This window comes from Amycolatopsis echigonensis (assembly GCF_002846615.1).
GTDB lineage: Bacteria > Actinomycetota > Actinomycetes > Mycobacteriales > Pseudonocardiaceae > Amycolatopsis > Amycolatopsis echigonensis.
Window position 1 is genome coordinate 237,805 of the sequence record NZ_PJMY01000002.1, and the last position, 17,374, is coordinate 255,178.

The 17,374-nt window shown below is 71.4% G+C and carries 17 protein-coding genes; 12 read left to right on the forward strand and 5 right to left on the reverse strand.

All coding sequences use genetic code 11. The annotated features are described in order from the left end of the window. Positions 1–8 precede the first annotated feature (8 nt). From ATK30_RS02740 to mobF, 8 genes are all read left to right on the forward strand, one after another. On the forward strand, positions 9–200 hold the full coding sequence (locus ATK30_RS02740) for a hypothetical protein (protein WP_101434152.1): 192 nt from the start codon (positions 9–11) through the stop codon (positions 198–200). Continuing rightward, the gene (locus ATK30_RS02745) at positions 197–649 is read left to right on the forward strand and encodes a hypothetical protein (protein WP_101434153.1); all 453 of its coding nucleotides are present in this window, start codon (positions 197–199) and stop codon (positions 647–649) included. The genes ATK30_RS02740 and ATK30_RS02745 overlap by 4 nt, the downstream gene beginning before the upstream one ends. Next, positions 646–909: a hypothetical protein gene (locus ATK30_RS02750; RefSeq protein WP_101434154.1), complete on the forward strand. Its 264-nt coding sequence runs from the start codon at positions 646–648 to the stop codon at positions 907–909. Before ATK30_RS02745 ends, ATK30_RS02750 begins: the two co-directional genes overlap by 4 nt. Further along, positions 906–1,664, forward strand: coding sequence for a hypothetical protein (locus ATK30_RS02755; protein ID WP_101434155.1), 759 nt, complete (start codon positions 906–908; stop codon positions 1,662–1,664). The genes ATK30_RS02750 and ATK30_RS02755 overlap by 4 nt, the downstream gene beginning before the upstream one ends. Continuing rightward, positions 1,661–3,733, forward strand: a complete 2,073-nt coding sequence (locus ATK30_RS02760) for a hypothetical protein (RefSeq protein WP_101434156.1) — start codon at positions 1,661–1,663, stop codon at positions 3,731–3,733. The genes ATK30_RS02755 and ATK30_RS02760 overlap by 4 nt, the downstream gene beginning before the upstream one ends. Next, complete coding sequence (locus tag ATK30_RS02765) at positions 3,730–5,175, forward strand: hypothetical protein (protein ID WP_101434157.1); 1,446 nt, start codon at positions 3,730–3,732, stop codon at positions 5,173–5,175. Before ATK30_RS02760 ends, ATK30_RS02765 begins: the two co-directional genes overlap by 4 nt. Continuing rightward, on the forward strand, positions 5,172–6,095 hold the full coding sequence (locus ATK30_RS02770; RefSeq protein ID WP_101434158.1) for a DUF2637 domain-containing protein: 924 nt from the start codon (positions 5,172–5,174) through the stop codon (positions 6,093–6,095). The genes ATK30_RS02765 and ATK30_RS02770 overlap by 4 nt, the downstream gene beginning before the upstream one ends. A gap of 220 nt (positions 6,096–6,315) precedes the next feature. Then, positions 6,316–10,776, forward strand: coding sequence for a MobF family relaxase (mobF, locus tag ATK30_RS02775; protein ID WP_101434159.1), 4,461 nt, complete (start codon positions 6,316–6,318; stop codon positions 10,774–10,776). A 17-nt stretch (positions 10,777–10,793) separates the two neighbouring features. Here mobF and ATK30_RS02780 read toward each other — a convergent pair whose 3' ends face one another. Then, on the reverse strand, positions 10,794–11,393 hold the full coding sequence (locus tag ATK30_RS02780) for a hypothetical protein (protein WP_101434160.1): 600 nt from the start codon (positions 11,391–11,393) through the stop codon (positions 10,794–10,796). A gap of 369 nt (positions 11,394–11,762) precedes the next feature. Here ATK30_RS02780 and ATK30_RS02785 point away from each other — a divergent pair, with 369 nt between their 5' ends. The 3 genes from ATK30_RS02785 to ATK30_RS02795 all read left to right on the forward strand — a co-directional run bounded on the left by ATK30_RS02785 (position 11,763) and on the right by ATK30_RS02795 (position 14,132). Further along, positions 11,763–11,984, forward strand: coding sequence for a hypothetical protein (locus tag ATK30_RS02785; RefSeq protein ID WP_101434161.1), 222 nt, complete (start codon positions 11,763–11,765; stop codon positions 11,982–11,984). A gap of 154 nt (positions 11,985–12,138) precedes the next feature. Next, the gene (locus tag ATK30_RS02790; protein WP_101434162.1) at positions 12,139–12,555 is read left to right on the forward strand and encodes a hypothetical protein; all 417 of its coding nucleotides are present in this window, start codon (positions 12,139–12,141) and stop codon (positions 12,553–12,555) included. Continuing rightward, positions 12,552–14,132, forward strand: a complete 1,581-nt coding sequence (locus ATK30_RS02795) for a DNA cytosine methyltransferase (RefSeq protein WP_101434163.1) — start codon at positions 12,552–12,554, stop codon at positions 14,130–14,132. Before ATK30_RS02790 ends, ATK30_RS02795 begins: the two co-directional genes overlap by 4 nt. A 70-nt stretch (positions 14,133–14,202) precedes the next feature. On the opposite strand, the gene ATK30_RS02800 is transcribed toward ATK30_RS02795, so the two are convergent. From ATK30_RS02800 to ATK30_RS02810, 4 genes are all read right to left on the reverse strand, one after another. Next, on the reverse strand, positions 14,203–14,661 hold the full coding sequence (locus ATK30_RS02800; protein WP_143271344.1) for a hypothetical protein: 459 nt from the start codon (positions 14,659–14,661) through the stop codon (positions 14,203–14,205). Beyond that, positions 14,658–15,575 (reverse strand): DUF6192 family protein, encoded by a 918-nt coding sequence (locus ATK30_RS02805; RefSeq protein WP_101434165.1) that lies wholly within the window; start codon positions 15,573–15,575, stop codon positions 14,658–14,660. The genes ATK30_RS02800 and ATK30_RS02805 overlap by 4 nt, the downstream gene beginning before the upstream one ends. Positions 15,576–15,864: 289 nt before the next feature. Then, entirely contained in the window at positions 15,865–16,395 is a 531-nt protein-coding gene (locus tag ATK30_RS44610) for a hypothetical protein (RefSeq protein WP_143271345.1), read from the reverse strand. Between the two features lie 5 nt (positions 16,396–16,400). Further along, on the reverse strand, positions 16,401–16,667 hold the full coding sequence (locus tag ATK30_RS02810; RefSeq protein ID WP_101434166.1) for a BrnT family toxin: 267 nt from the start codon (positions 16,665–16,667) through the stop codon (positions 16,401–16,403). Positions 16,668–17,061: 394 nt separating this feature from the next. On the opposite strand from ATK30_RS02810, the gene ATK30_RS44615 reads away from it, so the two are divergent. Beyond that, the gene (locus tag ATK30_RS44615) at positions 17,062–17,358 is read left to right on the forward strand and encodes a hypothetical protein (protein ID WP_143271346.1); all 297 of its coding nucleotides are present in this window, start codon (positions 17,062–17,064) and stop codon (positions 17,356–17,358) included. Positions 17,359–17,374: the final 16 nt, after the last annotated feature.

The window sequence follows — 17,374 nt, forward strand, 5'->3', positions numbered from 1 at the left end:
ACCGGCCGATGACCACCGCCACCGCTCCGCGGGTGTGGCTCGCCGCTACCCCGGCCGACCGGCCGGTGGTCCGCGACCAGATGGGCCGCCGCTGGCAGCCCGAGAACCACGCCGACAGCTACCGCACCGCCGACGGCCGGCACCACGCCGACTGGCGCGAACTGCACACCCTTTTCGACCTCGTGGAGGTACCCCGATGAACACCGCGATCTACCCCGACACCAAGACCCTGGTCCAGAACTTCCGGCAGCACACGATCGACGAGATCGACGGCTGGTCCGTCGGGTGGCGCGGCATGCGTGTCGAGTCCGACGCGTGCGAGCTGCGGTCGTGGCTGGCGGGTTTCGACAGCACGGAGGCCGCGCTGGTCGAGCTGCACGCGACGATGCTGCGGTCCGCCACCGGCGACGTGACGACGGTGCCGGAGCGCATGACCGTTCCGGCTGCAGTCCTGTTCGGATTGACGCGCGCGGTCCAGCAGGGCGGGCGGGCCGTGTCCGACGACGTGGTCCTGCGGTGCGTCGCGCACGTGCTGGCCGCGGTCCACAGCCCGAACTACGGGGCTGACCATGGTCGCCACCTGGACATGGCGCGCTCGTGGATGGCGCAGGCGTACCTGCTTGCCGGTGTCGAGGCCGGTGCGCGATGAACGGTGAGCAGGACGGGATCGAGCAGGTCACGTTGTCCCGCAGCGTGATCCGGCAGATGCAGCGCGAGGCGCGGGCCCGCGGCTACGCCCGGGGCCGGGTCGACGAGCGCCGGGACGCCCTGCGCCGTCTGGAGCGCCGTCCGGTCGGCGAGGCCGAGTTCGTGCACGAAGCGATGGCGCGACCGGGCGAGCCGTTCGGGCTGGTCTGGAACGTCCTGCAGGCCGCTCCCCGAACCGAGACGGGAGGCGAACCCCGATGAGCACGATCGACAACAACGGCACCGGCCCCGTGCAGGGTCCGGAGGAGACGATGCGTGCGGTCGCGGGCCTGGCCCGCGAAGTCGAAGCGCTGCGGATGGCGGTGGAAGCGGTGTCTCCGCTGCCGGAGCAGGTGCGCGTCTTGCACGACGAGGTCGCGCCGCTGCCGGAGCAGGTGAGCAAGCTGGCGAAGGTCGTGAAAACCCTTGCCGAGCAAGCGAATCCCGACGGCGACGGCGGGAAGACCCGGCCGTTGTCGTGGCTGGACCTGGACGACGGCGAGGACGTCGTCGGCGATCCGGCCGAGGCCGCGCAGGAGACGCTGGAGGACCTGTCGGTCTGGCTGCGCCGGGTGTTCCTGCGCTACCGCGACGCGGCGGCGGCGCTGCCGGAGTGCTGGTGGTGGCACCCGGACGTGGTCGAGGAACTGGTGTGCCTGATGCGCTCGTGGCTCGCGGCCTACGTCGACAAGGACGCCACCGTGGGCCGGGCGGCGGACTGGCACGACCGCTACCGGCCCGGCGCGGTGAAACGGATCAAAAACGCGACCGCGAACTGCTCGCTGGAAGCCCACCTGGCCGACGGCGAGCACCACCGGCCCGCCGCGCCCGTGCCCGCCGGGCTCGCGCTCGCCCCGATCGCTCTGTGGTGGGGCGAAGACCGCGAGAGCACCGCGCCCGAACCCGACCAGCAGCTGATCACTGAGGCGCGTGCCGCCGAGGCCGCGCGCCGCCGCAACGGAGGTGTCCGGCGATGAGCATCCTCGACAGATTCCGCCGCAACCGCGGCACCCACGGTTCGCCCTACCTGGCTCCGGCCGAGCGGCCGGCGGTCCGCGCCCGGATCGCGCGGGAACAAGAGGAAATCCTGCGCGGGGCGGGAAACGACCCGGACACCGCGCGCAGGGTCGCGGCCGAGCGGGCGGCCCGGCGGTCGGTGATCCGGCCGGAGATCGCGAAACGGATCGACGACGCCGCCACCGCGGCGCTGGAGCAGGCGAACCGGGACGGGGCCGGGATGGGCGCCTACCGGAGGGCGGTCAAGGAGGAATGCGCCCGGGCGGGAGTGTCCGAAGCGGACTTCTACCGCGCCGAGCCGGGCCTGCTGGCGATGGCGTGGCCGAGCCTGCACGAGCACCTCGGCGACGAGGAACCGGTGTTCGACCTCGACGCCGAAGACGCCCACGAGCGCGCCGAATTCCAGCACCAACTGGAACTGCACGGCCTCGCCGACCCGATCGGCGAACCCGACGACGTCGACGACGTCGAGCCGATGACGGTCGAGCAGGCACGCGACATCGTGGTGCGCGCCGAAGAACTCAGCCGACACCTCGAGACGTGCAGCCTGGGCGAGGAGCACTGCCCGACCTGCAGCGTGAACATTCTCGACGCGGACGGGTTCTGGGACCACCAGGTCGGCAACGCGCGTGCCCGGCTGGCCGACTACAGCCTCGAGGACATCCTCGCCGGAAACTTCGCCGTCGCGGACCGGGCGGACACGGTGCCCGAGCGGGAACCGGAGCCGGGCAGCTGGATCGCCCGCAACCTGACCGCGACCGGGCAGCGCGACCCGTTCAGGTCAGAGGCCGCGAGCGCCCCTGAGGCCGACCACGATCTGCGCGGGTTGATGACCGAGGCGGAGGCCCGGGACACGCTCCTGCGCGCCGAGCGGCTGCGCGGCCACATCGACACGTGCACGACGCTGGCGGGGGAGTGCGCCACCTGCAGCGAGTACGACCCGAGCAGGACCGATTTCTGGGAGGTCGAGGTCGCCGCGGCGACCTCGCGGCTGGCCGATCAGGACCCGGACGCCGTGATCCTGGTCGACACCGACCGGGACGAAGTGGTCGTCGTCAACCCGCACCAGGTGGCCGCCCGCGCGGCGGACCGCATCGTCGGCGAACCCGACGTGAACGACGCCGACTGGCGAACGAACCCGCCCGCCGCGTCTCCGGTGCCCGAACGCGACCCGGAACCGGGCAGCTGGATCGCCCGAACCCTGACCCCCGCCGACAGCGCCGATCTCGGGCCGGTGGTCGACGGCGAGCGTGTCTACCTCGAGGACGTGCAAGCACGGCTGGCGCGGCTCGCGGACGGCCCGGTCACGGAAGAGTCCCTCGCACAGGTCGGCCTCGACACGAGCGAGCTTCACTCGCTCGAATATCGACAGTTGCCCGCTGCGGTGCAGGAGTTCTTGAGTGCGGAACGGGCACGGGTGTACGAGGAAGAACTGCGGGCGCACGAGGCGGAGCGGCGCGACGCCGCGGACAGCCTGACCGCCGCGCAGGCCCAGCGGATCCTCGACCAAGCCGCCGAGATCGATGCCCACACGAGCGGCTGCCAGATCTCCGTCCAGAACTGCCCGACCTGCAGCGAACAGGAACACGACGACGCCGCGCCCTTCTGGGACCGCGTCTCCGCCGCACAGGACCGGCTCGACGGGCTGACGCCCGATCAGATCGCCGCCCAGGCCGCCGCGGAACGCGTCGCGCATCCGGCGGGCGTCGGACAGGCCGTCGCGCGCGACGCCGAACCCGGCCGCCGCGCTCGTGCCGGGCAGCCGGTCCCGGCACAGGCAGCGTCCGATGTGGACAGCGTGCTGGGCCGGATCGACGAGGTGCTCGCGGCACCGGAACCGCTGCCGCTGGGCGACGCGGTGCGCGAGTGCGACCGGTCGCTGGCCGAGGCCGAAGACGCCGTCAACCGCGCGCAGACGGTGAACGAGGACGCCGCGCGGGCCGAGCGGTGCGCCCGGTGGAACAGCGACGACGCCTGCGCCGAGGCCGCCGACTGCGACCGGGACTGCGACGGGGGCGAGCGGACGTGATCGACGATCTGACCTCGCGCACCGGACAGCCGGAGTTCCGGGACTTCGCCCAGGCCGCGGAAGACGTGCTCAACGACTACGACAACGGGCTCGTCGCGGCCGAGGGCGAGCACGCCGCGACCGGGCAGCGCTGGCTCTGGCCGGCCGCCCTGTTCCGGCGGTTGTCCGCGGCGGGGGTCCCCCGCGACCTGGCGCGGACGGTCGCGGCGGACACCTACGCCGCGGTCGCGATGCGGCAGCAGCACCGGCAGACCGGTCCGGCGCTGGAGATCCAGGCCCGGTTCGACGCATTGGTCGACAAGGTCGCCGCCGGGACGGGGCCCGAGCTGGCGGTCGCCGACTACCGCGAGGACATCGCGGGCTGGCGCGGCGACGGGCGGGCGCAGGGCCTGTTCGCCACGCCGGTCCCGGTCTCGTTCGCCGACGGCACGGTCCTGCCCGACGGCATGGAGCTGGCGGGGATCCGGGAAACCGGGGCCCGCCGCGCCATCGTCGCCCCGCTGGTGGAAGCCGGGATCGACGGCTGCGACGCCGCCCGCGCCGCCGGGACCGCGGACACGCGGCCGTGGGCCGGAGCTTCGGACGTGCCCGGGGTGTCCGATGCCGTCGCCCGGTACTGGGCACGGATCGAGCTGGCGTGGGAGGAACCGGAACGGGCCCGCGCTGGGGTGCTGGCCGAGGTCGCCGCCCAGGCCGCGATCGGCCAGTTCCTGTCGCTGCGCGCCGAGGGCATGTCGTCGGGCGAGGCCGCCGCGGTCGCGGCGGCGGGCGACCCGGTCGCGGTGCACGCGATCGCGGGATTCGTGCAGCGCTGTCGCGACGGGGCCGCCGAAGACGAGGCCGAACTCGACGCGGTCGCTGCCGCGACGGCGGCGGTCGAGGACGGCGAGGACTACCGGGGCCTCACGCCGCGCGCCGACGAACTGCCCGGCTACGGCGAGATCCGCACCGAGGCCGAGGAGGCCCTGGCCTGGCACACACCCGGGCTCGCCCCGCCGACGGGGGAGGACCGGGTCGAGGGCGAGGTCGTCGGCCGGTTCGAACGGCTCGCCCGTTGCGGTATGGACCGCGCCACGGCGGCCCGGCTGGCGGTGGCCGACACCGCCGAGCGTCGAGCCCTGGCCCGCGAGGAGCGGGAGTCGGCCGTGTTCGGCGAGGCGATGACGGTCGTCGTCGACGCCGCCACCGATCTGCATGAGCACCTGGAAGCCCAGCTGCCGCGCTGGCCCGGCGACGACGACGAGGACGAGGACGGCGAGACCGACGAGGCGCCTGGCGGGCTGGGCCGGGCGGTCGCCGAGTCCGGCCGCGCCGTGGACGACGCGGAAGCCGCCCTCGGCCGCTGGCCGGACGACGAGGACGAAGAGTCGTGCGGCTACTGGGCCGATGCCAGCGACGACGACTGCTGTGACGACTGGGACGACGAGTGGGACGGACGATGAGCACGAACGACACGACCACGAGCGCGGCGGGGCCGCAGCGCGCGACGACGGCGGTGTTCGTCGCGGGGCTGCTGGTCGCGCTCGGCGCGGCGGCGGCGACGGCGCACGGCTTGTTCGAGGTGGCCGTGGCGTCCGGGGTGCCGTGGCAGATCGCGTGGATCTACCCGTTGATCACCGACGGGCTCGCGATCGTCGCCTACGCGGCGACCTCGCGGCTGCCCAAGCAGGGACGCCGCTACGCGTGGGGCGTGGTGATCCTGGCGGCCGGGCTGTCCGGGCTCGCGCAGGCGGTGTATCTCGCCGGCGGGGTCGCCCGCACCGCCGGGACCGCCTCGGCGGCGGACGGGCTGCTGCGGTTCGGGGTGGGGGCGTGGCCCGCGATCGCGGCGGCGATCGTGGCGCACCTGCTGTTCATGCTCGCCACCGACCGTCCAGCCGGGACGGCGGACGCCGCTTCCGGCGGCACTCTCCCGGACGCTCCGGAGCATCCGTCGACTGCCCGACCGGCCGCGCCGGTCGTCGCGGCGACGTCCGTTCAGCGTCCGGCCGTTCAGGCCCCGGATGTTCAACCGGGTCCTTTTCAGTCGCCCGGGTCGGACGCGTCCAGCGGCGCGGCGGCAGGTGAACGTACAGCCGACGAGCCGGGAACCGTACAGCCAGAGCCGTCCGGCGCGGACGCGGCGGAGCCGGTGAAGCCGGAGCGTTCAACCGCGCCGGTGTCGTCGCCGAAGAAAGACCGGGCGCGCGCGGAGGCCCGCCGCTTCCAGATCCACGCCGGGCGCCTGCCGACCGTGGACGAGCTGATGAAGCTCGCCGAAGTCTCGCGCGGAACCGCCGGAACAGCCCTGCAGGAACTGCGAAACCAGCCCGCAGCACTCCAGCTCATCACCGACCACAGCACTCAGCAGGCCAACTCATGACCACCACGACCCTCACCAGCACGACAGCCACCAGCACGCCACTCACGAAGCCCATCACCAAGCCTCCCAGGTCACCTCACAGCTCCAAGCCACAGAACCAAGACAGTGCACACCTAGGCATCACGATCCGACGGGCCGCCGCGCCCTGGCGGGCGCGCGGAACCGCGACCGCCGTTGTCGATCTTGAAAGCGCGCTAGTTGATCTTGTGAGGGCGTTCTGATGCTGTCGATCGCGCGGGGATATTCGGTGAAGTACCTGACCGAGGAAGTGGCGAAGGGGCGGGAGAACTACTACACCGACGCGGTCGCGGCGGGCGAGCCGCCGGGCCGCTGGTACGGGTCGGGCGCGGCGAAACTCGGGCTTGTCGGGCTCGTCGACGAGCAGGACATGCGCGCGGTCTACGAGCGGTTCGTGGACCCGCGCGACGCGGCGTTCAGGGATCCGGCGCGGTGGGGCGAGGCGTCCACTCTCGGGCACACCGGCCGGAATTATCCGACGCCGGACGAGTTGTACCTCGCCGCGTTGGACGCGGAGCCGGACGCGACGGCTGAACGCCGCGAGCAGTTGCGGTTGGACGCGAACAAGTCCGCGCGGCAGAACCTGGCGTTTCTGGACGCGACGTTCAGCGTCCAGAAGTCCGTGACGGTGTTGCATACGGCGTTCGAGGCGCAACAGGTGAAGGCCGAACGGAGGGCGCGGCGGCTGTCGGACGCGCTCGCCGCGGCCGCCGGATCCGGCGCGGACGCGGGGGAGCTGGCGGAGCTGGCGCGCCAGCGCGACGGCGCCGCGGCGGCGGCGGAGTCGTGGAGGGCGCACCGGGACGCGGTCGAGGACGCGATCTGGGCGGGCAACCGCGCGGCGCTGGACTACCTGTCCGAGCACGCCGGCTACAGCCGGGTCGGGCACCACGGCGGAGCCGCGGGACGGTTCGTCGACGCGCACGACTTCGTGGTGGCGTCGTTCTTCCAGCACGACTCGCGCAACCACGACCCGCAGCTGCACATCCACAACGCGATCCTCAACCGCGTCCAGGGCAGCGACGGGCAGTGGCGGACGCTGGACTCGCGCGCGATCCACAAGTTCCGCGGCGCGGCCGCGGCGGTGGGGGAGCGCACGATGGAGGAGCACCTGTCCCGCGCGCTCGGCGTGCGGTTCGCCGCCCGCCCGGACGGAAAATCCCGCGAGGTCGTCGGGATCGACCCGCAGGTCATGGATCTGTTCTCCTCGCGGCGGCGCGCGGTGACCGCGAAGACCGCGAGCCTGGTGGAGGCGTTCGAGACGAAGTTCGGGCGCGCGCCGAACAGCCTGGAGCTGGACCGGCTGCAGCGACAGGCCACGTTCGCCACCCGCAAAGCCAAGTCCCACGACGGGGAAACCGTCGAGGAACGGCTGCAGCGGTGGGACCGGGAAACACGCGCCGAGGTCGCCGACGGGCTCGCCGGGGTCGCGCGCGACGTGCTCGCGCTCGCGCACGGGCCGCGGGAGGCCGTCGAGTGGTCGCCGGCCGAGGTGCTCAAGACCGCGCTCGCCGACGTCCAGTCCGGCAAATCCGGGTGGACCGCGCCGGACCTGACCCGCTCGATCAGCGACGCGCTGCCCGACCAGCTCGGCGACCTCGACGGGCCGCGGCTGGCCCGGCTGCTGGACACCCTCACCGAAGAAGGCCTGAAACTGGCGACCCCGTTGCACGCGGAGCGGCCGGGAACCGCGGTGCTGCCGCCGCAACTGCGGCTCGCCGACGGCCGCTCCGCGTACGACGCGCCCGCCGGTCGCCTCTACGCCACGCCCGAGCACGTGCACACCGAACGCGCCCTCGCCGCCGCGACCGCCCGCCGCGACGCCCCGGCGCTGGACGCCGCGACCGCCGACGCGTTCGTGGCCGCGCTCGCCGAGCAGGGCGTGGTGCTGGGCGCGGACCAGGCGGCGGCGGTGCGCGGGGTCCTCACGTCCGGTGCGGCGCTGGAGTCGCTGGTCGGCCCGGCCGGGACCGGGAAGTCCTTTGTGGTCGGCGCGCTGGCGAAAGCGTGGCAGGACAACGACATGTGGGACGGGCACAGCCGGAAGGTCGTCGGACTGGCGTCCAGCCAGGTCGCCACCGACGTGCTGGCCGGCGAGGGCCTGACCGCGCGCAACATCGCCCGCTGGCTCACCGCGCAGGACAAGCTCGCCGCCGGCTCGACCCACCCCGAGCACCTCGAGTGGAAACTCGCGCCGGGGGACCTGGTGGTGGTCGACGAGTCGGCGATGGCGAACACCGCCGACCTGGCGAAGATCCACCACCACGTCCGGGAGGCGGGCGCGAAACTCCTGCTGACCGGGGACCACCGGCAGCTGGCCGCGGTCGGCGCTGGCGGCGGCATGGCGATGGTGGCCGACGCCGGAGCGGCCTACGAGCTGACCGAGGTCCGCCGGTTCGACGCCGAATGGGAACGCGCCGCGTCGCTGCGGCTGCGCGAGGGCGACGAGTCGGTGCTGGGCGACTACCACAAGCAGGGCCGGATCCTGGATTCCGGCACCCGCGAACAAGCCGAGCAGGCGGCCGGGAAAGCCTGGCTGGCCGACACCCTGGCCGGGAAGCACTCGATCCTGATCGTGGACACCAACGAGCAGGCCGCCCACCTGTGCGCGGAACTGCGCCGCGAACTCGTCCGCCTCGGCCAAGTCGAGGAATCCGGGGTGCCGCTGGGCCAGCAGGGCACCTGGGCCGGGGTCGGCGACCTGGTGCAGGCCCGATTCAACGGCTGGGACCTCGCCGGGGTCGAGGGCAACCGGGAAGTCCCGGTCAACCGCAAGCAGTACCGGGTGCTGGAGACCCGCGAGGACGGCGGCCTGGTCGCGGCCCGCGTGCTCGGCCGCGGCGAGGGCGGCGAGCGGCTCGGGCCGCGGGTGACGCTGCCCGCCGACTACGTCGGCGAACACCTCGCGCTCGGCTACGCCTCCACCGTCCACAGTGCACAAGGGCTGACCGTCGACACCAGCCACGCGGTCGTGACCGAGTCGACCCGGCTGGAAGCCCTCTACGTCGGCATGACCCGCGGCCGGTTCGGCAACACCGCGCACGTCACCACCCTCGCCGTGCCCGCCGCCGCGCCGGACGCCGCCGCGCTGGACGCGGTCAAGCGCACCCCGGCCGCGGTCCTCGCGGGCGCGTTCGAGGGCACCGGGCCGCAGCGGTCGGCGCTGGACGAGGCCGCCGACGCGGCGGCCGAGACCGACGCGATCCGCACCCCGGCCGAGCTGCTGGCCGACGCCACCGAGATCGCGACCGCAGGCCGGACCACCCGGTGGCTGGACGAACTGGCCGAGGAGGGCGCGCTGACCGAAGACCAGCGGACCCGGATCGCCGCCGAGGACGGAGCCGCGACCCTGGCGCGCCTGCTGCGCCGGGCCGAGCTGGCCGGGCACGACCCCCGGCAGGTCCTGCGCGACGCGGTCGCGGTCCGCGACTTCGACGGCGCACGCCAGCTGTCGAACGTCATCCACGGCCGCATCGCCACACGCGTCGACCTCGAACCCTCCGGCGACTCCTACGCCGACTGGCTGCCGCGCGTGGACGACCCGCAGTGGTCGGCCTACCTGCGGTCGCTGGCCGACACCGCCGACCGGCGCCGCCGGGAACTGGGGGAGCAGCTCGCCGAGAACCCGCAGCAATGGGCGATCGAGGCCTTCGGCCCGGTGCCCGAGGACCCCGACGCCCGCGGTGCCTGGGCCGAGCGCGCCGCGGTCGTGGCCGCGCACCGGGAACTGACCGGATTCGACGACGCCGCGACAGCCCTGGGCGCGGCTCCCAAATCGGGCCAGGCCGAGGCCTACGCCTCGTGGCGCGCGGCCTGGCGCGCGCTGGGACGGCCGGACGCCGGCCGCGACGAATGGGAGATGTCCGACGGACAGCTGCTGATCCGCGTCCGCGCCTGGGACCGGGAAAAAGCCTGGGGCCCGGAATTCGTCGCCAACGAACTCGCCGGCACCCGCCAGGCCCGCGACGCCCGCCGCCGCGACGCGGCCGTGCGCCGCGCCGAAGCCCACGCCGCGGCCGACGCCACCGAGCGGGAGCGGCTGCTGGCCGAAGCCGCCGACGCCGACGCGCTCGCCGACACGCTCGCCGCCCGCGCCGCCGAACTGGAAACCGCGGACGAGGCGCGGGCGCGGTGGCTCGCGCACACCGCCGAGACCCGCGCCGCGGCCGACCGGGCCCGGACCCAGCTCGCCGCCCGGGCCGCCGACAGCGACCCGGAGCCGACCGTCACCGCCGACGAATGGGTCGACGCGCACCGCGAGCACACGATCGCCGAGGACGCGCACCGCGTCGTCGCCGACGACTACGACCTCGCCGACGTCGTCGCGCAACGAGACCGCGACGTCGCCGACGCCCGCGCCACCGCAGACGCGGACGGCGAGCCCGTCGACGAGCAGCCGGTCCCGGAGACCGCCGTGGCGGACCTGCGCGACGTCGCCGCCGAGGAACCGGCGGTCGCGGACTCGGAAGAAACACGCGTGCCCTCGGCCGCCGAGACCGCCGCCACGATCGACCGCGCGCAGCGGACCCTGCGGGAAATCCAGGCCCGCGAGGCCGCCGACGCGGCCCGCGAGGCCGAAGAAGCGCACGCGGACGAACTGCACCGCCGGCACACGGCCGACGCCGAGGACGCCGCGGTCAGCGACGACGCGGCGGTCCTGTGATGCCGCCCCGCCCCGGGTCAGCCCCGACCCGGGGCGGGGTCCGCGGTGGCGTCGGCCAGGCGGCGCACGTGCCGCCAGTGCCGGCACGCATCGGCCAGGGCCTGCTCCCGGTAGGCCCGGTCCGCCTCCCGCCACGCCGGCGTGCCGCGCTGCGACGGCGGCACCGCGATGTGCGCGCGCTCGCGCGGAATCCCCGCCGCACGATGCCACCCGGTGCGGACCGGCCACTCCTCCCGCACCCCCAGCAGCCACGCCAACGCCCGCCACACGCCGTAGGCGTACTGTGCGTCGACCGGCAGTGCCGCCCGAGGCTCGACCTGCAACCGCTGCCAGTCGCGGTCCGTCGGTCCCGGCATCCCCGCCGCGGCGCACAACGCCACCCAGCTTTCCGCCCGCGCGGCCTCCCGGCTCACCGCCGCCCCGGACCGCTCGGTCATCGGCGAGACCTCGCCGATCACGAGCCAGTGCAGCGCGTCCACCGCGCCCTTCTCCATCTCGTCCGCGAACCCGGAGTCCGTCAGCCGGCAACCGACCCGGTAGCACTCCTGAACCGCGTCGAATTCCGGCGCGACCCACTGCGGCAATTCCCCGGTGATCTCGCCCCACGTATCCGCCATGACCCCGATGGTGACACCAGGCACTGACAAAAACAGCGGCCCGAACGGGGCAGTTCGCCTGCCGCAGCGGCGGTTCACCGACACCGCCCTCCGCGGGCGGAACAAGGTCCGCGCAAGCGCGGACAGTGCTTTCTCGCTCCGCAGCCCGGCTTAGCACGGCCCCACCTCACGATCAAGGGGTCAGAAAACTTTCGGGTCCACAAAAAGCGCGTGGACCCGAAACTTTTCTGCCTGATCCCTTGACCGCGAGCCTCCGGGGCCGCGCGAGGCGCCGATAAGGGCGACGGGCACAGCCGTCGCCCGCCCTCCGGGCAGCGAAGAAAACCACCCGCCCAGGGCAGCCGGCACTACTCGCACCGGGAGATCGCCATGGCAGCACAGGGAAAGAAGACCAAAGAAGAACTCGCCGCCGAAAAACTCGGCATTCCGGTCGAAAAACTCCGTGAGCTCAAGGCACAGACCAGGGCCGCGAAGAGCCGCGGGAAGCGCCCGGCCGGAACCGCCGGAGCCGAGACGAAACTCGCCGCCTGGGGCCCGGTCGAGGGACAGGAAGAACTGTTCGCCTGCGACACGGACCAGGCCGCGTCATGAGCTGCACGCACTGGCACTTCTACGTCCTCGCCGGACTCGCGACCTGCCTCGACTGCGGCCACCAGTGGCACGTCTGAGAAGCACAACCGCCCGGACCCCGCTGGCGTCCGCACCGCACACCCGACACTTCCGCTGCAGCACAAGGAGTTTTCCGATGGGGATCACCTACTGCGGGCCGTACGCCGACGCGCTCGCCGACGACCACGAGGGCTACGCCGCCCGGATCCTGCCCGACGGCACCGAGACGGGCACCTGGACGCACGCCACCCGCGAGTTCACCGGCTACCGCGCCCACTGCGCCTGCGGGTGGCGCGGCAGCGCCGCGTACCCGGCCACCGACGAGGGCGAGAACCTGGCCGTGGAGACATGGGGCCGCGACCACCTCATCCCGCTGGTCAACACCGTCGCCCGCCGGCACACCGTCACCGGCGAGCAACTGCTCACGCTGGTGCGCGAACTACGCGGCTCCGTCGACCGCGTCGGCGACGAGCAAGGCGCGGGCCTGCTCCACGCGGTGGAGCGTATCGAGGAACTGCTCGACAATCTGGCGCACGACGAGGCCGTCCGATGACCTTCACCCTCTACGACGAGTTCGCCGGATTCGGCGGCAGTTCCCAGGGCGCGGCCGCGGTGCCGGGAGTCGAGCTGACGCTGGCGGCGAACCACAACCCGCTCGCCGTCGACGTGCACGCACTGAACTTCCCGAAAGCCGACCACTACTGCGGGGACATCGCGAAAGCCGACATCGCCGGGTTCCCACGCGCAGACCTGTTCTGGTCCTCGCCCTCATGTCCGCCGTGGACCGACGCTCGCGGGGTGAAACGGGATTTCGACCGCTCGACCCAGGGAGTGCTGTTCGACCTCGCCCGCGGCCCGGTCGCCACCGACCCGAACGTCGCCCGCGCCCGAGCCCTGATGGAGGAGGTCCCGCGGTACCTGCAGGCCATGCGCCGCAAGGGCAAGCCGGTACTGGCCGGGGTAGTGGAGAACGTCGTGCAGGTCCGCAAGTGGGACCAGTTCGCGCGGTGGCGGCGCGAAATCGAGGCCGAGGGCTACCGCACCCGCCTGGTCGCGCTCAACTCCATGCACGTCACCGCCGCGGGAACCGGGCGGGTCGCGCAGTCCCGGGACCGGTTCTACATGCCGTTCTGGCTCGCCGACCTCGGCCGGAACCCGGACTGGGACAAGTGGCTCCGCCCGCGCGCCTACTGCCTCGGCTGCGACGAGGTGGTGGACGCGGTGCAGGTGTTCAAGAAGACCGGCGTGGACATGGGCCGCTACGGAATCAAAACCGGCCAGTACGTGTACCGGTGCCCGCGCAGCTCCTGCCGGCACCGGGTCGTCGAACCCGACGTGCTGCCTGCCAGCACGGTCATCGACTGGTCGCTTCACCCCGGGCAGAAAATCGGGGAACGCGTCGACGGCAAAGGCCGACCGGACCCGCTGGCCGAAGCAACCCTCGCCCGGATCGAAGCCGGGCTGCGCCGGCACGCGCGGCCCCTGCTCACCCCCGCAGGCGGGACCTGGCGGCAGGACGCCACCAGCATCGACATGCCGATGCCGACCCGCACCACCCGCGACACGGATGCCCTGGTGGTGCCGCCACTGGTGGTGCCGGTCGCGAAACGCGCAGGCGTCGACACCGCGACCAGCGTGCAGCAGCCGTTGCGGACCCAGACCTGCCGCCGCGAAACCGCGATGGTGATCCCGCCGTTCGTGTCCCTGCTGCGCGGCGGCGGCTCCAAAACCACCGCCTACCCCGTCCACGGGCCCCTGCCCACCGTGTCCGCCCAAGGCAACCACCACGGGCTCGTCCGGCCGAACGGCAAGGCGACGAGCATGCTGTTGGCGTACTACGCCAATGGGCCCGCGCGTCCGGTCAGCGAACCGGTCGGCACGCTCACCACCAAAGACCGCTACGCCCTCGTCAGCGACACCCGAGGCGCGGTCGAGCAGTGCACCTTCCGGATGCTCGCCCCGCACGAAATCGCCGCCGGAATGGGCTTCGCCAAGGACTACCAGGTCAAAGGCTCCAACCGCGACCAAGTCCGCGGCTACGGCAACGCCGTCACCCCACCCGCCGCCGAAATCCTCGTCTCCGCACTCGTCGAAACCATCAGCGGCGAAGACGCCTCAGCTCCTCACTGACCGCGAGAGCGATTCGGCCGGGCCTCGGACCACACAGGTCCGCAGCCCGGCCGCTTCGCGCCTTCCCGGTTCAGCGGGCCTGTGCTGCCTCTCGGATCTGCTTGGAATGGACCGAGTACCCGGACTGCCGCATGATGTTCAAGTTGTCGATCATCGCCTCAAGCTGTTTTTTGAGATACCGGAACGCTTCGTCGTGGACGCCGTCCTTCGCGATCGGGTCGCACGCGGACTTGTGCAGGCGTATGAGCTGCTTGTCGATGGACCGCATCTTCGCCGCCATTGCGGTGGCGGCACGTCCTGGATCGCGCGTCACTACGTACACGTCTCCGTCGTAGAGGAAGCACTTCTGCTCGTCGGCGCAGCGGTAGTCGCGCACGTGCGCCTTGCCGTTCTCGAACTGGCTGTGCGTCAGATTCTGCGTCTCGCAGATGTCGGGGCCTCGCAGGCCGGTCTCGCCAGTAGCCTCGACCGCTCGCCAGACGCGGTCACCTGCGTCGGCTGCAGGCAATGGATCAGGCTGGTTTGTCATGACTCACCTCCGAGCATCTTCGCCAGCGCTTCGTCCATCGACGTGTCGCCGGTGTTGATCACAGTCTCGGCCCAGCCTGCAGCTGCACGTACTCGCTCGATGCTCTCCAGCAGAGTGTGCTTGGTGTTCTTGTCATATTCGGCGACATGCAGCGTGGGGATCATGCGCTGCATCTGTGTGTAGAACGTGGTGCATGCCCCCAGCAGCTCGAGCACCTCCCGCGGTGCCTCGGAGTAGTGCACTTGCGACGTTCGCCGCGGCGGCGGAGGTGCGGACTCCGGCTCGTCGTATCCGACGTCCGGCTCGTTGTCCTCGTCGTCCTCGTCTGCGACGTAGTACCGGGGCCTGTCCGCCTGGCGCAGGATGTGCCGTGCGGACGGGTCATTGAGCACGTGCCGGACGACCGTTGGCCTCTTCAAGATGTCCTTGACCGCGAGAGCAGCGTCTTCGTCATCCCGCACCAGATCGCGGACGCGATCCACGCGTTCCTGCGGAGTCACCGGATGCTGAGGAGTGCGCCCGGCGGCGCGCAACGCCTCATTGACAGTCCAGCGACGCTCTCCGCTCACCGGGTCCAGGGGCGGTTTACCGATCTTGCGGAACCTGCTGGGATGAGCCGACAGAATGTCGTGAATTGTGAAGCTCACATCCGGGTTGCGCTTCTCCGCCGGCCAGGCAATCGCTACGTGCCGGTAGCTCTTGAGGGTGTTCGTGGACAGCCCGATCGCTGCAGCGTAGGCGCGCAGCACTGCCTCGACGCCGTGGTCCTCAAAGCCATTGCGTTGCTTTGGGATCATGTCAAGGGTGATTTCGCCCAGCTCGAACTGAATGTTGGTCTTGCTGCGGACCAGGGTGCGGCCGCGTTTGACCCACCGGTCCCATTGCCGGGCGGTGAACATGTCGGGTCGCGTCATTGTTACCTCCTGTTTGTACCTCGCAACAGGGGGTGCCGCGTCGTCCTCCGACCTGCACTGCTCAGCGCGTGCCGCGGGGTGCCGCAGCACCCGCTCGCTGACTAAAAATCAATCGAACCTCGGCCTGCATCCAGCTCCCCGCCTCCGGGGCACTGGCCATCCAAGTCTGCTCCTGAGCGCCCAGACCTACAAGAGCGTAGAAACGCGGACTGAGGCCGCTGCGGTCCCAGTCCGCGTCTCGCTGCCGTGAACGTGGATGCTGTCTCAACCCAGGTCGGTCGGGCCGGTTCTACTTTTTCTCGACCTTGTATGACACACCCGAGATTCCCTTGACTGACAACGACTTCTTCCCTTTTGCCGTCGGCAGTCTCGTTGCGGCGGCAGCTGCTGCTGCGGCGGCTCTCGTCGCGGTCCCGGTCCTACGCGTTCCGCCGTGTCGCTGTGTTCCGGCGCGCGGTCGGAGCGACCGAACCACGGTCGTCGGCTGATTCGACCGCGGGCTTTCCTGTGCGGGGATGTTGCGAATGTCTGCCAGTGCCGCTTCGAGCCGGGCCACTCGGGCTTCGAGGTCGGCTCGGTCTTCCATCGCAGCTTCCCTGCCCGAGAAATTCCTCTCCACCAGCTGGCGAATCCACGAAGTGGGCTTGACGCCGTCATCGTCAGCGGCTTGGCGGACGCGGTCCATCAAGGACTTTGGCAGTCTGATGGACGTTGAGATCATGGGGTCATCGACTACGTCCGTCTCCCATGTGCCCTGCTTCATCTCCTCTGCAAAGTCATGATTCGCTACGTATTCGGCCATCTCGTCGATCTTGGTCATCATCCTCACCTCGCTTTCTTGTCGAATGTGCGACGCTCCGCTGTGGTCATATTGCGCGCAGTCACCACGTATTCGCGCCCGTCGGCCGCCTCTGCCAGCACTACAAGCAAGCGTCGTCCGTTCGCAGTGCTGCCGAAGACCAGTGTCGTGTCGTCGCGGCCCGAGAGCGTCAGCCGGGGGTGGGTGTAGATGACCTCTTCGACCTCCTCCGGTCGAACTTGGTGCCATGCGATGTGCTCTTCGCTCTGCTCGGTCCAGTGGATCTCCCGCACAAGTCAATGTAGCACGAAGTGGCACAATGTGGCACGTCGTGAGTCCAATGCGGGCCGGCGGCTAGGAGGGACTGCGTCGGCCTGAGCCCCCTTGGCGACTTCGGATACGCCTAGCCGTGGGCCACGAAGGGTTGCGGGTCTGTGCGTGAAAACTGACTGGGTCTACGGTGACCGTGTGAACGCACGCCGTGACTTGCACCTCACTAGCGATGGCCGATGGGAAAGCTTCGACATCTTCTCCGGGGCTCCTGACTCTGAGGGTCTCAACGTGGGTGAGCACCTCCAGTCGCAGGGATGGGAGCACTTTCTCCGGTTGGGCCAGGGCGATTGGTGCAGTCTGACCTTGACTGCGTGGCGACGGCCGTTTGAGGACCGGGCGGAATACTTGCTATCTGTGAGCACCGGTCTGGCGGCCTCGGAGTTCCTGAAGGTCGACAACCTGCCCCAACTGATGGACTTGGTGTCGAAGTGGGCTCCGGCCGTCCAGGCTGCCACCCTCGCTGACCTCGTCGAGGACCTCAACGAGCCCGACCTCAACGAGATGGGAGTCCTGGAAATCGCGGCCGCTCGGGCGGCCTGGGGTGCGCGCGAGCGTTTGCCGGAGCTTGAAGCGGATCGGCAACGGATGATCGCCGAGCGACGTCAGCGCCGCCGCGACCAGGGCAGCAACCAGCCTCGACCAACCGACTGATCTTGGATCACGAACT

Coding starts and splice junctions, on each gene's coding strand:
- ATK30_RS02740 (WP_101434152.1), top strand. CDS start 9: ATGACCACCGCCACCGCTCCGCGGGTGTGGCTCGCCGCTACCCCGGCC.
- ATK30_RS02745 (WP_101434153.1), top strand. CDS start 197: ATGAACACCGCGATCTACCCCGACACCAAGACCCTGGTCCAGAACTTC.
- ATK30_RS02750 (WP_101434154.1), top strand. CDS start 646: ATGAACGGTGAGCAGGACGGGATCGAGCAGGTCACGTTGTCCCGCAGC.
- ATK30_RS02755 (WP_101434155.1), top strand. CDS start 906: ATGAGCACGATCGACAACAACGGCACCGGCCCCGTGCAGGGTCCGGAG.
- ATK30_RS02760 (WP_101434156.1), top strand. CDS start 1,661: ATGAGCATCCTCGACAGATTCCGCCGCAACCGCGGCACCCACGGTTCG.
- ATK30_RS02770 (WP_101434158.1), top strand. CDS start 5,172: ATGAGCACGAACGACACGACCACGAGCGCGGCGGGGCCGCAGCGCGCG.
- mobF (WP_101434159.1), top strand. CDS start 6,316: ATGCTGTCGATCGCGCGGGGATATTCGGTGAAGTACCTGACCGAGGAA.
- ATK30_RS02780 (WP_101434160.1), bottom strand. CDS start 11,393: ATGGCGGATACGTGGGGCGAGATCACCGGGGAATTGCCGCAGTGGGTC.
- ATK30_RS02785 (WP_101434161.1), top strand. CDS start 11,763: ATGGCAGCACAGGGAAAGAAGACCAAAGAAGAACTCGCCGCCGAAAAA.
- ATK30_RS02790 (WP_101434162.1), top strand. CDS start 12,139: ATGGGGATCACCTACTGCGGGCCGTACGCCGACGCGCTCGCCGACGAC.
- ATK30_RS02795 (WP_101434163.1), top strand. CDS start 12,552: ATGACCTTCACCCTCTACGACGAGTTCGCCGGATTCGGCGGCAGTTCC.
- ATK30_RS02800 (WP_143271344.1), bottom strand. CDS start 14,661: ATGACAAACCAGCCTGATCCATTGCCTGCAGCCGACGCAGGTGACCGC.
- ATK30_RS02805 (WP_101434165.1), bottom strand. CDS start 15,575: ATGACGCGACCCGACATGTTCACCGCCCGGCAATGGGACCGGTGGGTC.
- ATK30_RS44610 (WP_143271345.1), bottom strand. CDS start 16,395: ATGACCAAGATCGACGAGATGGCCGAATACGTAGCGAATCATGACTTT.